This is a genomic window from Pseudoduganella sp. OTU4001 (assembly GCF_038440195.1).
Classification (GTDB): Bacteria; Pseudomonadota; Gammaproteobacteria; order Burkholderiales; family Burkholderiaceae_D; genus Rugamonas.
Window position 1 is genome coordinate 123,123 of sequence record NZ_JASATG010000013.1, and the last position, 15,181, is coordinate 138,303.

Below are 15,181 nucleotides of genomic sequence, written 5' to 3' on the forward strand. Positions count from 1 at the left end.
CATGCATTGCGACGCTGGCCGGTACGCTAATAAATACTGTATATTTTCACAGTATATAACAAGGAGAATAAGAATGGCAAAAGCACTCGGCGTAGGCGGAATCTTCTTCAAATCCAAGGACCCGCAGGCGCTCATGTCCTGGTACCAGGCCTGCCTGGGCTTGCCGGATGAATCGAAGGACTACGCCTCCTTCGCCCCGGCCCTGATGCCAAAGAACGGCGCCACCGTTTTCAGCCCTTTCAAAAGCACCACGTCCTACTTCGCCCCGTCCAAGCGCGAGTTCATGATCAATTTCGTGGTGGACGACCTGGATGGCGCGCTCAAGCAAGTCGCCGACGGCGGCGGCACCTTGGTGGGCGACGTGCAATCCTTCGATTACGGCCGGTTCGGCTGGTTTATCGACCCGGATGGCAACAAGGTCGAGCTGTGGGAGCCGACGCAGGGCTAATTGCAGCTTTCCGAGCGGCAATATGGGGTAAAATGAAGGTATTAAAAGATTCCCCAGCTGCATCATGGAAGCCGTCTCCGAAGTCCAATCCGAACTTGAGCTCATGCGCCAGCATGCCAAGCGCCAGCTGATCGGCACCGTGCTGCTGGGCATCATGGCCGCCATCCTCGCGTTTGTCGGCCAAAGCGCGCTGGCGCAGGTGCAGCCGCTGCTGGCGGGATCGTTCGGTTCCTGGCAATCCGTCTACACGTTCGTGTTGTGGGCGCTGGCGATTGCCTGGCTGGTGGCCCTGGTCCAGCAAGCCCTCCACTATGTGAACATGAGCGAGCGCTACGAAGCGCAGCGCCGCCTCGACGCCATCTACGCCGAACGCGCGGTGCGCGCCCAAGTCGCCGAAGAACTGCGCCAGCGCCAGCGCGCTGAAACCGAAGCGCGCAGCCAGCGCGACGCAGCCGCGCGCCAGCGCCGCGCCGGCAAAGAAAAAGGCAGCAACAAATTCGATTATTGAGCAAGAGTAAATGCTAGGATTACCGGATGCGCATGCATCCCGTCCTTTTAGCTCTCCTGCTGGCTACAAGCGCCAACGCACACGCCGTAAAGCTGCGCCTGTGCACACTCGACCATCCTTTCCCTCCCTATACCATGCCGGACGGCAGCGGCGAGGCGCAAGCGCTGCTGCGCCAGGCCGCCAAGGCGAGTGGCATGGTCATCGAAAATTCCTACGCCCCGCGCCTGCGCTGCATTAACCGGCTCAAGTCCGGTGAAGTCGATGCCGTTCTGTCGGCCTTCCTACCCGAGCGTATGGAATACGGCGTGTTCCCGATGGCCAATGGCGTGGCGGATGAAACGCGCGCAGTGAGCCTGGTGCGCTTCGCCATCTATCGCCAGGCGGGCGGCAGCGTGCAGTGGGATGGCAGCACGTTTGCCGGCATGGATGAACGCCCGGTCGGCATCCAGGTCGGCCTGGCGGTGGCGCAGCGCTTGCGGCAAACCGGCGTCAAGGTTGACGAGGGCGCCAAGACGATCGAACAGAACCTGGAAAAACTGGCGCGCGGACGGGTGCAGGCCGTGGTGGCGCTGGAGGGCGAAGCGCAACCGATCATCGAGCGCGAGTTCAAGGGTCGCATTGAAATGCTTCCCATGGCATTTGCGGTCACGCCGATCTACCTGCACGTCCACCCCGGCTACTTCGCACGCCATCGCGGCGCGGTCGAAAAACTATGGTTCGCGGCCCGCCTGCGACCGCGGTGACATTTCGCGCATCTTTTCGCCTGCGCCGGCTGCTACCATGGGGCCCTTTTGATTTTCAGAACCCATGGAAAACCAAACTCCTGACTATGAGCGCGTTGGGCGCTTCATCTACGCCTTCCACCGCATGGGCCTATCGGTAGCCGCATTGACCTCCGCCACCATTCCGCCCGAGCTGGCGGCGCGGAGCAATGCTTTGGCCCAAAGATTCGACCAGATCGTGAAGACTTCCGGTAACGCCACGGACGCCGAGATGGTGGCTGTACTGAACGAGGCGGACGCGGTACGCGCGCTGATCGGAGCATGATGCGCCTTCTTGCGCTGGCGCCGCTATTCGCCGCAAGCCTGGCCTGCGCGGCGCCGGTGGAAAGCGTGGTCGATGCGGCCGGTCCGCTCGGTCCGCTGAAAGGCACATTGCTTGCGCCGGCCACACCAGCCGGCCCGGTCGCGCTGATCATTCCCGGCTCCGGCCCAACCGACCAAAATGGCAACAACCCACTGGGCGTGCGCGCATCGACCTACATGCTGTTGGCACAGGAACTGGCGGCGCGCGGGGTGGCGACCATACGCATCGACAAACGCGGCATGTTCGCCAGCGCAGCTGCGACGAAGGATGCCAACGCGGTCACCATCGCAGACTACGTCACCGACATCCGCGCCTGGACCGATTCCGCGCGCAAGCACACCAGCGCCAAATGCGTATGGCTGATCGGCCACAGCGAAGGCGGCCTGGTGGCGATGGCCGCCGCGCGGGAAGTCCCCAGCATCTGCGGCCTGGTGCTGGTGGCCGCCGCCGGCCGGCCGCTGGGGACAGTCTTGCGCGACCAGCTCAAAGCCAATCCCGCCAACGCCCCCTTGCTGGAGCAGGCGATGGGCGCCATCGACGCGCTGGAACAAGGCCGCCGGGTGGATACCGCCGGCATGCACCCAGCCCTGCTCGGCCTGTTCGCGCCGCAAGTACAAGGCTTCCTGGCCAGCGCATTCTCGTATGACCCGGCGCGCTTGCTCGCCGGCTACCGGCAGCCGGTGCTGATCCTGCAAGGCCAACGCGACATTCAGATCAGCGAACGGGATGGCGCCCTGCTCAAGCAAGCCGCCCCGCACGCGACGCTGGTCATGCTGCCCGACGTCAATCACGTGCTCAAGGCCGTTCCATCGAGCGACCGGCGGCAGAACCTCGCCACCTATGCCGAACCTGGCATCCCGCTGGCACCGGGCGTCAGCAAAGCCATTGCGGATTTCATCGTACCGACAGCGCCTTAGTGCGCCGACATGATCCCCGCCACGAAGACGCCGAGGACGGCTGCCGCCAGCGAAACGCCATGCAGCACCGCCAGCAGCAGCCAGCGCCACAGCGTGCCCCAGCGGCTCTTCTGGTAGACCCGCTTCATGGCCCACGGCAGGTAGCCTCCCACCCAGCAAAACGCCAGGAACTTCAGGAAGCCCTGCGGCAGGAACATGAACACGCCAAGCATGATGAACGCAAAGGCGTTGGTATGCAGCGCGAACAGCAGATGCTCGCCATAGGTGCGCCCGGCGCCGGCGTACAGCAACTTGAGCCATAGCGCGAAGACCGGCATCAGCAGGAACATGGCGTACGGCGCGTACTTGTAGAAGCCCGCCTGGATAACCGCGCTCTTCTCCGCGTCCGTCATCTTGTTGAAGAAGCGGTCAAACGGCAGGAAGATCGCCGGCGCCTCGCGCGCCAGCATCTGCTCAAACAACTCGCCCTGCTGCGCTGGCGGCGCCGCTGGCGGCGCTGCCGGGTGTACGGCGACCTGCGGCGCTGCCGGCTGGGGATCGGCGGTGACGATATCCGTTTCAGAAAACTTCAGCACCGCGAAAAAGATGATGCTGAGCGACAGGTACAGCCGCAGCGGCTCGACGTAGCGCCGGCGGCGCCCGGCCAGGTATTCATTGGTCAGCAAGCCGGGGCGGAACAGCAGCCGCATCAGCGTGCCGCGCAGTCGCTGCTCCAGCGCAACGTAGTGGCCGACGAATTCGTGCAGGAATTCGCCGAAGCTGGGGCCGTGCAGGTGGGTCTCCTGCCCGCACATATGGCAGTAGTTGCCGGTGGTGGTGGCGCCGCAGTTGCGGCAGGTGTGGTCGCTTGCTGTACTCATCCCGCCATGCTACCGGCTTCTTAGCAAAATTGCACCTGGTCAAGCTGGCGACCGCCGCCACGCCCCTTCGCTACCATGGCTCGAGGAGGACCACACCATGGAACCGAACAGCAAGGACCGCAAGGTCAACACGCAGGCGCCCGTGGAGAAAAGCGGAGGCAAGCGCCTGCCCCATGAACGCGACGAATCGCCGCAGGGGCAAAGCCAGCAGCGCACCCGTAGCGTGATGCGCCAAGCGGCGGAAGACGTCGAACAGGGCCTGGTTGATACCGACCGCCGCGCCACCCCGGGCTTGCAGAAGCCGCAGCCCGGCAGCCAGTCCGGCGGCGACGGCGCGCAGGCGCATCCCCTGCCCGGTACCAAGCGCGATTGAGGCCTGCCATGCGTACCGTTATCTTCGCCACACTGGGCGCCCTGGCCTGCGTTGGCGTCAGCATCGCGCTGGCGCAAACCTATCCAATGGGCTGGGGCCCGAACCCGGTGCTGCCCGACCCGGACAAGAAACTGATCCCGACCACCAAGGTGGCGCCGGTCGAACGCTGGCAAGGCGACGACAAGCCCCTGCCTGCTTCCGGTTTCAACGTCACCGCCTACGCGCGCGACCTGGACCACCCGCGCTGGGTGTACGTGCTGCCGAATGGCGACGTGCTGGTGGCCGAATCCGCCGCGCCGCCCAAGCCGGAAGACGGCAAGGGCATCAAGGGCGCCATCATGAAGCATATGATGAAGAAGGCCGGCTCGGTCACGCCGTCCGCCAACCGCATCACCCTGCTGCGCGATCTCGACGAGCGCGGCGTGGCGAAAACGCGCGGCACCTTCCTCAAGGACCTCAACTCCCCGATCGGCATGGTGCTGGTCGATAAAGACCTGTACGTGGCCAATACCGATGCGGTGGTGCGCTTCCCCTACACCGAAGGCGCGACCTCGATCAGCGCCGCCGGCATCAAGGTGCTGGACCTGCCGGCCGGGCCGCTGAACCACCACTGGACCAAGAACATCACGGCCAGCCCGGACGGCCGCTTCCTGTACGTGACGGTGGGCTCCAACAGCAATGTGGGCGAGAACGGCATGGACAAGGAAGAAGGCCGCGCCGCAATCTGGGAATACGAACGCGCCACCGGCAAGTCGCGCCTGTTCGCGACCGGCTTGCGCAATCCGAACGGCATGGCCTGGGAGCCCAAGACCAAGGTGCTGTGGACCGTGGTGAACGAACGCGATGAGCTGGGCGACGACCTGGTGCCGGATTACCTGACCTCGGTGAAGGACGGCGCATTCTACGGCTGGCCCTACAGCTACTTCGGCCAGCATGTGGACGCCCGGCCCAAGCCGCCGCGGCCCGAGATGGTGCAGAAGGCGGTGATGCCGGATTACGGCCTTGGCTCGCATACCGCCTCGCTGGGTCTGGCCTTCTACGAGGCCAAATTGTTCCCCGCCAGCTGGCAGGGCGGCGCCTTCATCGGCCAGCATGGCTCGTGGAACCGCAAGGAGTTCAGCGGCTACAAGGTGGTGTTCGTGCCGTTCGCCGATGGGCGGCCGTCCGGCCCGCCGATCGACTTCCTGGCCGGCTTCCTGTCGCGCGATGGCAAGGCCCGCGGCCGCCCGGTGGGCGTGGCGGTGGACAAGGTAGGCGCGCTACTGGTAGCGGACGATGTGGGGAATGTGGTGTGGCGTGTGAGCCCGGCGGCACGCTGATAAAATAGACGCATGCGTATCCTACACACGATGCTGCGGGTTGGTGACCTGCAGCGATCCATCGACTTCTACACCAAGGTGCTGGGCATGCAACTTTTGCGTACCAGCGATAATCCAGAGTACAAGTACACGCTGGCCTTCCTCGGCTACGGGCACAACCCGGAGCATGCGGAGCTGGAGCTGACGTACAACTACGGCGTGGACAAGTACGATATGGGCAATGCCTACGGCCATATCGCGATCTCCGCCGAAGACATCTACTCGGCCTGCGAGGCGGTGCGCGCCAACGGCGGCAACGTCACCCGCGAGCCGGGTCCGGTCAAGGGCGGCAGCACGGTGATCGCCTTCGTGACCGATCCGGATGGGTATAAGATTGAACTCATCGAGCGCAGCTTCGACGGCCAGGGGGCTGGCCTGCGCTGAGGAAACTTCCATGAGACGGCTCATCGCTTCGACGTTTGTATCGCTTGACGGCATCATGCAAGCGCCCGGTGGGCCGGACGAGGATCCTTCCGGCGGCTTTGCGCTCGGTGGCTGGATGTTCGGCTACCTGGATGAGGAACTCGACCTGTCGGACTGGGGCTTCGACGCCAAAGGCCGTGAACTGGTGCTGGGGCGCCGCACCTACGACATCTTCGCCGCGTACTGGCCGAACCAGCCGGACGAGATCCCGGTGGCGAAAATTTTCAACAGCACCCGCAAATACGTGGCGTCGCGCACGCCGCAAGCGCTGCGCTGGAATAACTCGCTCCAGCTGGAAGGCGATGTGGTGTCGGCGCTCGCTGCGCTGAAGCAGCAGCCCGGCCCGGACCTGCAAATCATCGGCAGCGGCGACTTGATCCAGTCGCTGCAAGCGGCAGACCTGATCGATGAATACAATGTGCTGACTTTCCCCGTGGTGCTGGGACGCGGCAAGCGCCTGTTCGGGGAGAACGCCTGTCCCTGCGCGCTGCGCCTGGTGCGCACCGAACATGGCAAGACCGGGGTGGTGATGAGCACTTACGTGCCCGATGGGGAAATCCGGCTTGGAACAATCGGTGTCTGACCCCGCGGGTCAGACACCGGTCTACCGGTTTTAGTGCTGCAGCAGCGCGTTGATCGGCTCCAGGTCAGCCTCTTTCAGCGAACCGGCAGCGGACTTCAGGCGCAGGCCATTCATGATGGTGTCGTAACGCGCCTTCGACAGGTCCTTCTGCGTGGTGTACAGCTGGCGCTGTGCGTTCAGCACGTCGATATTGATACGCACGCCCACCTGGTAACCCAGCTTGTTCGACTCCAGCGCCGACTTGGACGACACTTCCGCCGCTTCCAGCGCCTTGACCTGCGCCAGGCCGCTGTTCACGCCCAGGAAAGCCTGGCGCGCCGTTTGTGCGGCCAGGCGGCGCGAAGCCTCCAGGTCGTTGCGGGCCTTGTCTTCCAGCGCGATCGACTCGCGCACCTTGCTGGTGACGGCGAAACCGTTGAAGATCGGCACACTCCATTGCACGCCGATGGCATTGTTGTTGACCAGCGAGAGGCCGGAGGTGGAGTTGCGGGTCTTCTGCGCCACCAGGTCCAGCGTCGGCATATGGCCTGCGCGCTGCTTGCTGATTTCGCGCTTGGCGATTTCCACATTCAGCTTGGCGCCTGCGACGCCGTAATTCTGCTCTTCGGCAGCCGCAACCCACGGTTCCAGCGTGGCCGGCTGCGGGCTGGCGATGGTCACGCCGGTGCGCAGCGGCGCCAGCGCGCCAGGCGCCTGGCCGATGATCTGCTGCAGCGCGGTGCGCTTCACTTCCAGGTCGTTCTGGGCAGCGAATTCCTGCGCCACCACCAGGTCGTACGCCGCTTGCGCTTCATGCGTGTCGGTGATGGTCTGGGTGCCCACTTCGAAATTGCGCTTGGCCGATGCCAGCTGTTCGGTAGTGGCAGCCTTTTGCGCCTGGGTCGCGGTCAGGTTGTCCTGTGCGGTCAGCACGTCGAAGTAAGCCTGCGACACACGCAGGATCACGTTCTGCTGCTCTTGCGCGAACACCGCTTCCGCAGCGGCGGTGGACAGCTTGCCCTGCTGGTAGCTTTCCCAGTTGGCCCAGCGGAACAGCGGCTGGGTCAGTTGCAGCTGCATCACGCTGCTGTAGTTTTCGCGGTCGCCCTTGAGGTTCAGGGTGCGGTCGGTCGCGTCGCCGTCATTCTTCAGGTTCTGGCCAGTCAGGCCAACGGTCGGCAGCAGCAGCGCGCGTCCCTGGGTGGTGCGTTCCTGGCCGGCCGACAGCGCGGCGCGGGCGCTGGCGTAGGTGGCGTCGTTGGCGAGCGCCTGTTTGTACACCTGGACCAGGTCAGCCGCTTGCGTATTCAGCGAAAACAAGGCGCTGGATACCAGCACGGCGAGAAGGGATTTCTGCATTTGCATCTCCGTTGGAGTCGTCAAAAAGGGTTAGTTTTCGTGCCTTAGTACTTCGGCATTGAGCTGTCTACCTGCACAGCCCAGGCGTGAATCCCGCCTGTCAGATTGCTTACCTTGCTGAAACCATGATGCTCGAGGAACGCTGCCACGTTGAGGCTGCGCGCCCCGTGGTGGCAGATGCAGACAATCTGCGCATCCTCGTCGAGATCGTCGATGCGGGCCGGGATGGTCTGCATCGGCATCAGGGTCGAGCCTGCGATATGGCAGGTCTCGAACTCCCAGTTCTCGCGCACGTCCAGCAGGAAAGGCTTGCCACGGCTTTCATCATTCAGCCAGTCAGCCAGTTCCGGTGCGGTAATGTGCTGCATTGCCGTTCCCTTAGAAAGTGAACGACGAAGGTTTCACCGCCAGGTCCAGCGGTTTGACATCGGTCTCAAACAGTTTGACGGTGTCGTAGCCGTGGTCGCCGGTGCGGGTGATGCGGTGCGCGGACATCACCGGCGAATTGCCGATGATGGCCACGATACGGCCGCCCACCTTCACTTGCTGCAGCACTGCTTCCGGCAGTACCGGCAGCGAGCCGGAGAACACGATCACGTCGAACGGCGCGCCATTGGACCAGCCCTGGGCGCCATTGCCCAGTTCCACGGTCACATTGGTAATGCCGTTATCCGCCAGGTTCTTTTCCGCCAGCGCCTTCAGTTCAGGCGCGATTTCCACGGCGGTCACGTGGCGTGCACGGTGGGCCAGCAGGGCGGCCAGGTAGCCGGTACCCGCGCCAACCAGCAGCACGTTTTCATGTTTCTTGATCTGCGCATCCTGCACGATGCGCGCTTCCAGCTTCGGGGTCAGCATTTGCTCGCCACCCGCCAGCGGAATGAAAGTGTCGACAAAAGCCAGGTTCTTGTAGGCTTCTGGCACGAAATTCTCGCGTTTTACGACCAGCAACAGATCGAGGATGTCACCATCCAGCACATCCCAAGGGCGGATCTGCTGTTCGATCATGTTGAATCGGGCTTGTTCGATATTCATCTTTGTTGACTCGGTGAGGGATAAATAATCCGTCATTTTATCGTTGAACTGGTCAGGTGGGCATATTAACGATTAAGACAACGGATCGCGGAAAATTGCGACAGTCTGCAGATTTGGGGGGGTGAACGACCGAAATCGGCAATTTGAGGTCATTTTTGCGGGGCCAGGCCCTGCTGCACCAGGCCGAGGAAGGCGTCCATGAAGGCATCGGCATCGATTTCACCGTGGCTATCGCAGGGGAAGAAGCTGTGTTTCCACATCATCAGGGTCATTACCGGGGCGATCAGGACGTTGGTCATCATGGCCGGGTCCAGCGGGCGGAACTCGCCGCGCGCCACGCCGCGTTCGAGGATGCGGGCCAGCAGCGCACTGCCGCGCTCGATGACTTCCTCGTTATAGAATTGGGCCAGTTCGGGGAAATTGCCGGATTCGGCCATCATCAGCTTGGTCAGGCCGGCGGCCTTGGTGGCGCCCACCTGGGTCCACCAGCGGCGCAGCATCTGGCGCAGCAGCTCGCAGCTAGGCATGCTGTCGGCGGCGGCCGCGTCGCTTTCAGCCTGGCCGATGGTTTGCACGATGGTTTCGCGCACCACGGCTTTAAACAGTTCCTGCTTGTTTTCGAAATACAGGTAAAGCGTGCCCTTGGAGACGCCGGCGGCGCGCGCCACGTCTTCCAGGCGGGTGGCGGCAAATCCACGATCGACGAACAGCTCCAGCGCGGCCGCCAGCAATTCCTGCGGACGCGCATCCTTGCGCCGCTCCCAGCGGGGCTTGGTATCAGTCGGGGCTTGCATGATAAAAGTTGCAATTGGGTAACTTACTTAGGAGTCATTAATCTTAGTTCGCCCCACCTTCCGCGTCAAGGTTGCAATGCTACAGCTCAAACTTCCGACTCGACGTGCGCCATCTCCTGCTGCAACTTTGGCGCTTTGACGAAATCCTTCGATTTCAGCTTCTCTCTTGCAAGACGCAAACTATGCTGAGTCTGCATTTCCATCCACATTTCTGCCGGAACGTCGAAAACGTATGAAAGCCGGACTGCCATCTCCGGCGATAGGTCGGACTCCTGAGCAACCAGCCGCGAAACAGCAGACTTAGACACCTGCAAAAGCTTAGCCAAATCCGCTTGAGACAACGCCAGCGCCTCTATATAGACAGCCGCTAAATACTCACCTGGGTGCATTGTGATCATATAATCTCCCTCACTGTCGCTCGTTGCGCAACGCGCAACGCAATAGACAAAAAAATATTGACATGAAACATTGCTTCTGATACAATGTGTAGTTCCGTTGAAGCTGAAAGTAAAAATCTATTGCGAACACAAGGATTTTATACCTACCAGTGCACGAGCGTCAACAATTTCTGTTGATTTTCAACGGATGCGATTCAGAAAGGTATTAAATCTATGATTGATGATAGTGACAACAGCAGTTTTGACCACAAGGGGCTCCATGACTTCTGGGCTTCGGGTGGCGCGGACCACTCGGGCATTCAGCCAAATTTCGCCAAGGTATTGCGCTTGCTCCTGGCTCATCTCGCAGCAGCCCGAAGTTTTGCAGATATCCAGAGTGGCTTGGCGCTTCTGAAGAAGCTGAAGCCACTGGCCGGTCAGACCGACCGATACGAGATGCAGATTAACGGGAACTACCGGCTCACGTTCAGCTGTCCAGACAAGAGTACAGGCAAGGTAGTAAAGCTGAACATTGAAGACGTTCACCGGCCTAGCGGCGCAAAGCGCTACTAGGAGCTAGTTGGGGCACGGTGTCAGTGATGCTCCAACTGCTGGTTTCGGCTAATCTCCGCATGGGACTAGATTGGCCGAACCAGCCGCCGCCACCCCAGATAAGCGCCTGTGGCTGACAACAAGGCGCCAAGCAGATTTAGGGTGATCAACAGCAGGTCCCAGGCAGGGCGCAGGCGGATGAAGTCGAACTGGTGCAGGCCGTTGAACAGCCAGCGGCGCCATTGCCGGTTGCTGTCGGCGTAGCCGGCCAGTTGGCCGCGCAGTGGGTCGATATAGAAGGTGGCGCCTTCAGGGGTGTCGAAGCTGACGCGCAATACCGGGAAGCTGCGCTCGTTGTGGTGGCTGTAATAGTAGCTGTCCTCGCTTTCGAGCATGGTGGCCGATTTCAGCGGAACACCGGGCCGCATGGTCTGCGCGGCTTGCCGCAGGAGCGCCTCGGGCAATGCGGCGGACTTGCCCGTGCCTGCCTCCAGCAGGCGCCGGCCGTGTCGTTCCAGGGTGGCGAAGTAAGACGCGCCGGCGACGCGGCGCCATTCCAGTTCCAGCACGCCGGGCGTAGCGTGCAATGCAGGCACAACGGACAGTTCCAGGTCAGCCTGCGTGAGCGGGCCGCCGGCAAAGGCCAGGCGGTCTTGCGCGGTGATGCCGGGCGATTGCAGCCAGCCGAAGGGGGTGACCGACAGCCAGCCGCTGAACAGCCAGGTGATGGTCAGCGTGCCTGCGGTCAGGCCCAGCCAGTGGTGCCAGGCTTGCCAGCCTTTGTACGGCGAGCGCCGGCCGCCCTTGTAGCGGCGGCGTAGCCGCAGGCGCTGGATACCCAGCACCATGCCGGTGACAGCAAGCGCAAAGGCCACGCCGGAAGTCCACATCACAACCTGCCGCCACGTTTCACTTTTTTCGCGCAGCGGCGTGATGTACAGCCAGTGGATGACGGAGCCGGCCCAGTTCCAGGCGCGCTCGCTGCGCGTGGTGTCGCGTACCAGCTCGCCGGTGCGGCCGGAGATGTAGAGCACGGTGCCGGCGTCGTCATCGACCGTTACGCGATGCAGCGGGCGGTGCGCGGAGATGCTGCCAAACGTCCACTGGTCAAGCTCGATGCGCTCGATCGAGCGCAAGGAGGCAGCATGGGTGGCGGCCAGCGCGTCGTCAACGCGCAGCACTGTCCCGCTGTCGGCCCAGACGGAGACCAGGCCGTCTGCCTTGGCTTCTGGCTGGAAGTGGTAGGCCGGACGGCCGGCGACGCTGTTCAAGCGCACCGTTTGTGGCGCGCCTGGGAGGCCAGTCGCTTGCCAAGCCTGCCAGGCGGTGACGCGCACCGTGTCCGCTTCGAGCGGCGCGAGCCAGGCCTGGCGTTCCTGCTCGGTGAGCGAAGGATACGGCACATACATCATCACGATGCCTGAGCCGAACCACAGCAGCACCAGCAGGCCGAGCGCAATGCCCAGCCAGCGGTGCCACAGGTGCAGCTGGCGCTTCAGAATTGCCATTGCGCGGTCAGTTCAGCGTGGCGGCGATCGCCCAGCAGGTACTGGCTACTGCCATACGAGGTGGTCGCATACAGCTTGTCGGCCAGGTTGCGCAGGTTGAGCTGGACTTGCAGCTTGCGGTTGACGTTCCAGCCCAGCGCCGCGTCCAGCGTGGTGTAGGCTGGCAGCGCCTGCACATTGCTGTTGTCGATGTAGCGCTTGCCGACATAACGCAGGCCGGCGCCCGCGCGCCATGCTTCGCTGCGGTATCCCAGCCACGCGTTGGCGGAAATCTTCGGCACGTTGGACGGACGCTTGCCGGCGCGCGACACATTGCCTGCTTCGAGCAATTGGTCGAAGGCGGCGTCGGTATAGGCGGCATTGGCGTCGAGGCGCCAGCCGTGCGCCAGTTCGGCGCTCGCGGTCAGTTCGGCGCCTTGCGAGGTCTGCGAACCGCCCTGGATCGATTGCGCCGGGTTGGCTGGGTCGCGGGTGAGGATGTCGTCCTTGCTAATGCGGTACAGCGCGGCCGTCCATTCAGCTTTGCCCTGCGCCAGCGATTGTTTGATCCCTGCCTCGACCTGGCGCGAGGTGGTCAGTTTGTACTGGCTGCTGGCCACGTTCATCGACAGCAGGCTGCCAATCGGGTCGCTGCCGGTGCTCACCTGGCCATACAGCGAGGTGCCCGGCGCCAGCTTCCACGTCAGGCCCAGGCGCGCGGCATTGGAATTGAGCGTGGAGGTGAAGCCCGCCGCGCCCAGCAGGCTGGTACGGGTTACGCGGTAGCGGTCGTGGCGCAGGCCGGCCAGCAGCAGCCAATGCTCGGCCAGTTCATAGGCATCTTCCACGTATAGCGCATTGGTGACCGTGTCGGTTTTGAAGTTGGGACGGAACGGGTCCGGGCTGCTGAAAACTCCTGGTGCAAAGCCGGTCAACGCTACGCTGGAGGTGCCGCCATACGGCGAGTTGTTGGTGTGGGTGAAGTTGATGGTGGCCACTTCCCAGCCTGCGACAGCGCGGTGGCCGCTGCCGTTCCAGCGCGCTTCGAGACGGTTGCCGGCGTGTTCCTGGTCGTGCTGGATGGCGATGTAGCTGCTGCGTTTGACCAGCCCTGTCGCCGGGTCGTATGAGTAGGTTTCAACGTTATGCCAGTTGCGGCGAGCCTTCAGGTAGGCGAGTTCGTTGCTGATGGCCAGCGATGGCGATGCGCGCCAGTCCAGGCGTGCGACTGCCTTGTCGTCGACGTATTTGATCAGGGCGTCGCCGACGTTGTAGTTCTGGCCGCGCAGTTCGCCTGCGATGCGGCCGTTGACCAGCGGCGTGCCGAAGTAGCGCTGCGGTTTCTGTTCGCTGTGGTCGAGCTGCAGGCTGAGGTCCAGCGCAGGGGCCAGTTCGAACGCGGCGCTGCCGAGGATTTTGCCGCGGCGCGCTTCGCCCCGGTCGATAAAGCCATCGCTGCGGTCGGCGAATGCGTCGATACGGAAGGCGCCCTTTTCACCCAGCGCGCCGGTGCCGCCAATGCCGCCGCGCAGCGCGCGGCCGCCGCCGAATCCGGCCAGCGCTTCGAACGTCGCGGCGCGCTGCGGGGCCTTGCGCACAGCGTTGATGGTGGCGCCGGTGGTGCCGCTGCCGTACACGATGGAGCCTGGGCCGCGCAGCACTTCAATGTATTCGTAGCCCCAAGGGTCGGATGGGTAGGTGGCGGTGCCGGAACCGACCAGCAGGCGCTGGCCGTTCTCCAGCATGGCGACAGAGCTGTTGCCATTGAAGCCGCGCGCGGAGTAGCTGATGCCGTTGCCGGGCGAGCTGGTGTCGGTCAGGCCGGTGGTGCGGGTAATGGCGTCTTTCACGCGCAGGTCGCCGCGGGCGCGGATGGTGTCGGTGTCCAGCGCTTCAATGCTGGCCGGGGTTTCTTCGATGCTCAGGCCAAGGCGGCTGCCGGTGGCGTTCTGGCGTGCCAGGCCAAGGCCGCTGTCATTGGCGCTGCCGTTGACGGTGACGGTTGGCAAAGCGATGTCGCTTTCGGCTGCCACAGCGGATGCGTGACAGAGGATGGCGGCGGCTGCCGCGAGGGTGCTTACTTTTGCTTTCATTATTTTGCTTCAGTTTTTGCAGGTTCGACCAGCACCAGCTGGCCAGTTTTTGGATCTCGGAATACTTCGCCAACGCGGTCGTAACCGCTGCCGGCCTGGGTGACGCCGGCGGCCGGGCGTTCGATCTGCTTGCCCTTCTCTACCGGTTTGTGTTTGGCCAGCGCGCCCTGGCCGCTGGCGATAGCGGCGATCAGGCCGCAGGCGAAGACCAGCATCACGTCCACCAGGTTGACCAGGCTGGAACGCGGGTCTTCGTCGCTGTCGTCGAAGCGGGAGTCGAGGTGCTGGTACAGGCGCAGGCGCTTGCGGGCTTGGTCCCTCATGCTGCGTGCTCCATGGCGTCCAGCGTTTCTTCGTACCAGCGGCGGCGCAGTTTGCCGATCACCAGGCCGGCAATGCCGGCCACCAGGCCGAGGACCGTGGCGTCGAAGGCGACCGTGACGGCGCTGGCGAGTTGGGCGGGGTTGCCTTGGCCGAGGGCGGCGAGGCCGGGGCCGAGGGGGATGATGGTGGCCATCAGGCCGAGCATCGGGGGGATGCGGGCCAGCAGGTCGGCACGCTCGAGGCGGTGGCGTGCAATGGCCTGCACCTGCGCGGCATTGCCGGCGGCGCGGAGTTTGGCGAGGCCGTTGAAACGTTCGCCAACGGCGATGCCTGCTTCAAGCGCTGCCACGCCGCAGGCGGCCAGCAGCGCCAGCAGGGCTGGGGCGAGCAGGAGGCTGACGCCGTTGTGCAGCCAGGCGTATGAGAGGTTTTCGATCATTTGTATGCTCCTTCAGGGATTGGGGGGTGGGTGCCGGTGCGCAGGCCGAGCACGAACAGCGCGAGCAGCGCTGCGGCGGCGGCCAGCGTGGCGAGCAGCTTTGCCGCACGCTCGGCAGGGGATTGGGTCGGGGTCTGGTCGCGCAGCTCGTAGGCGTTTGCCTGGGGGGCTGGGGCTGGGGCTGGCGCC

General features: G+C 63.5%; 21 protein-coding genes. 10 read left to right on the top strand and 11 right to left on the bottom strand.

What is annotated here, in order from left to right; genetic code table 11:
• Nucleotides 1-73 precede the first annotated feature (73 nt).
• From AAHE99_RS14170 to AAHE99_RS14190, 5 genes are all read left to right on the top strand, one after another.
• The gene (locus tag AAHE99_RS14170) at nucleotides 74-448 is read left to right on the top strand and encodes a VOC family protein (RefSeq protein ID WP_342117997.1); all 375 of its coding nucleotides are present in this window, start codon (nucleotides 74-76) and stop codon (nucleotides 446-448) included.
• Between the two features lie 64 nt (nucleotides 449-512).
• Nucleotides 513-956 (top strand): hypothetical protein, encoded by a 444-nt coding sequence (locus tag AAHE99_RS14175; RefSeq protein WP_342117998.1) that lies wholly within the window; start codon nucleotides 513-515, stop codon nucleotides 954-956.
• Nucleotides 957-988: 32 nt separating this feature from the next.
• Nucleotides 989-1,699, top strand: coding sequence for a substrate-binding periplasmic protein (locus AAHE99_RS14180; RefSeq protein ID WP_342117999.1), 711 nt, complete (start codon nucleotides 989-991; stop codon nucleotides 1,697-1,699).
• 64 nt (nucleotides 1,700-1,763) lie between these two features.
• Nucleotides 1,764-2,003 (top strand): hypothetical protein, encoded by a 240-nt coding sequence (locus AAHE99_RS14185; protein ID WP_342118000.1) that lies wholly within the window; start codon nucleotides 1,764-1,766, stop codon nucleotides 2,001-2,003.
• Nucleotides 2,000-2,959 carry an alpha/beta hydrolase gene (locus tag AAHE99_RS14190; RefSeq protein ID WP_342118001.1) on the top strand — a complete coding sequence of 320 codons (960 nt, stop codon included), beginning with the start codon at nucleotides 2,000-2,002 and terminating at the stop codon, nucleotides 2,957-2,959. The genes AAHE99_RS14185 and AAHE99_RS14190 overlap by 4 nt, the downstream gene beginning before the upstream one ends.
• Here the strand turns inward: AAHE99_RS14190 and AAHE99_RS14195 are convergent.
• Nucleotides 2,956-3,819, bottom strand: a complete 864-nt coding sequence (locus tag AAHE99_RS14195) for a DUF3667 domain-containing protein (protein ID WP_342118002.1) — start codon at nucleotides 3,817-3,819, stop codon at nucleotides 2,956-2,958. The genes AAHE99_RS14190 and AAHE99_RS14195 overlap by 4 nt on opposite strands.
• 97 nt (nucleotides 3,820-3,916) lie before the next feature.
• Here AAHE99_RS14195 and AAHE99_RS14200 point away from each other — a divergent pair, with 97 nt between their 5' ends.
• From AAHE99_RS14200 to AAHE99_RS14215, 4 genes are read left to right on the top strand one after another with little or no spacing between them, the layout of a single operon-like run.
• Complete coding sequence (locus AAHE99_RS14200) at nucleotides 3,917-4,192, top strand: hypothetical protein (RefSeq protein ID WP_342118003.1); 276 nt, start codon at nucleotides 3,917-3,919, stop codon at nucleotides 4,190-4,192.
• An 8-nt stretch (nucleotides 4,193-4,200) separates the two neighbouring features.
• Complete coding sequence (locus AAHE99_RS14205) at nucleotides 4,201-5,511, top strand: PQQ-dependent sugar dehydrogenase (RefSeq protein ID WP_446728925.1); 1,311 nt, start codon at nucleotides 4,201-4,203, stop codon at nucleotides 5,509-5,511.
• A gap of 12 nt (nucleotides 5,512-5,523) precedes the next feature.
• Nucleotides 5,524-5,934, top strand: a complete 411-nt coding sequence (gloA, locus tag AAHE99_RS14210) for a lactoylglutathione lyase (protein ID WP_342118004.1) — start codon at nucleotides 5,524-5,526, stop codon at nucleotides 5,932-5,934.
• 10 nt (nucleotides 5,935-5,944) lie between these two features.
• Nucleotides 5,945-6,556: a dihydrofolate reductase family protein gene (locus AAHE99_RS14215; protein ID WP_342118005.1), complete on the top strand. Its 612-nt coding sequence runs from the start codon at nucleotides 5,945-5,947 to the stop codon at nucleotides 6,554-6,556.
• Between the two features lie 30 nt (nucleotides 6,557-6,586).
• Here the strand turns inward: AAHE99_RS14215 and AAHE99_RS14220 are convergent, their stop codons facing one another.
• From AAHE99_RS14220 to AAHE99_RS14240, 5 genes are all read right to left on the bottom strand, one after another.
• Nucleotides 6,587-7,894, bottom strand: a complete 1,308-nt coding sequence (locus AAHE99_RS14220) for a TolC family outer membrane protein (RefSeq protein WP_342118006.1) — start codon at nucleotides 7,892-7,894, stop codon at nucleotides 6,587-6,589.
• A 44-nt stretch (nucleotides 7,895-7,938) separates the two neighbouring features.
• A complete protein-coding gene (locus tag AAHE99_RS14225; RefSeq protein ID WP_342118007.1) occupies nucleotides 7,939-8,262 on the bottom strand; it encodes a rhodanese-like domain-containing protein in 324 nt (107 codons plus the stop codon).
• Nucleotides 8,263-8,272: 10 nt separating this feature from the next.
• Nucleotides 8,273-8,926, bottom strand: coding sequence for a protein-L-isoaspartate O-methyltransferase family protein (locus AAHE99_RS14230; protein WP_342118008.1), 654 nt, complete (start codon nucleotides 8,924-8,926; stop codon nucleotides 8,273-8,275).
• Between the two features lie 149 nt (nucleotides 8,927-9,075).
• On the bottom strand, nucleotides 9,076-9,720 hold the full coding sequence (locus AAHE99_RS14235; protein WP_342118009.1) for a TetR/AcrR family transcriptional regulator: 645 nt from the start codon (nucleotides 9,718-9,720) through the stop codon (nucleotides 9,076-9,078).
• A gap of 86 nt (nucleotides 9,721-9,806) precedes the next feature.
• Nucleotides 9,807-10,118: a HigA family addiction module antitoxin gene (locus tag AAHE99_RS14240; RefSeq protein WP_342118010.1), complete on the bottom strand. Its 312-nt coding sequence runs from the start codon at nucleotides 10,116-10,118 to the stop codon at nucleotides 9,807-9,809.
• Between the two features lie 213 nt (nucleotides 10,119-10,331).
• Between AAHE99_RS14240 and AAHE99_RS14245 the strand changes: the two genes are divergently transcribed.
• Nucleotides 10,332-10,670 carry a type II toxin-antitoxin system RelE/ParE family toxin gene (locus tag AAHE99_RS14245; protein WP_342118011.1) on the top strand — a complete coding sequence of 113 codons (339 nt, stop codon included), beginning with the start codon at nucleotides 10,332-10,334 and terminating at the stop codon, nucleotides 10,668-10,670.
• Nucleotides 10,671-10,735: 65 nt separating this feature from the next.
• Here the strand turns inward: AAHE99_RS14245 and AAHE99_RS14250 are convergent, their stop codons facing one another.
• The 5 genes from AAHE99_RS14250 to AAHE99_RS14270 all read right to left on the bottom strand — a co-directional run.
• Nucleotides 10,736-12,157: a PepSY domain-containing protein gene (locus tag AAHE99_RS14250; protein ID WP_342118012.1), complete on the bottom strand. Its 1,422-nt coding sequence runs from the start codon at nucleotides 12,155-12,157 to the stop codon at nucleotides 10,736-10,738.
• Nucleotides 12,145-14,229, bottom strand: a complete 2,085-nt coding sequence (locus AAHE99_RS14255) for a TonB-dependent receptor (RefSeq protein ID WP_342118013.1) — start codon at nucleotides 14,227-14,229, stop codon at nucleotides 12,145-12,147. Before AAHE99_RS14255 ends, AAHE99_RS14250 begins: the two co-directional genes overlap by 13 nt.
• Nucleotides 14,229-14,552 carry a hypothetical protein gene (locus AAHE99_RS14260; protein ID WP_342118014.1) on the bottom strand — a complete coding sequence of 108 codons (324 nt, stop codon included), beginning with the start codon at nucleotides 14,550-14,552 and terminating at the stop codon, nucleotides 14,229-14,231. The genes AAHE99_RS14255 and AAHE99_RS14260 overlap by 1 nt, the downstream gene beginning before the upstream one ends.
• Complete coding sequence (locus tag AAHE99_RS14265) at nucleotides 14,549-14,992, bottom strand: MotA/TolQ/ExbB proton channel family protein (RefSeq protein ID WP_342118015.1); 444 nt, start codon at nucleotides 14,990-14,992, stop codon at nucleotides 14,549-14,551. Before AAHE99_RS14265 ends, AAHE99_RS14260 begins: the two co-directional genes overlap by 4 nt.
• Nucleotides 14,989-15,181: hypothetical protein (locus AAHE99_RS14270; protein ID WP_342118016.1), on the bottom strand; the 193-nt coding region annotated here is incomplete at its 5' end. The genes AAHE99_RS14270 and AAHE99_RS14265, both read right to left, overlap by 4 nt.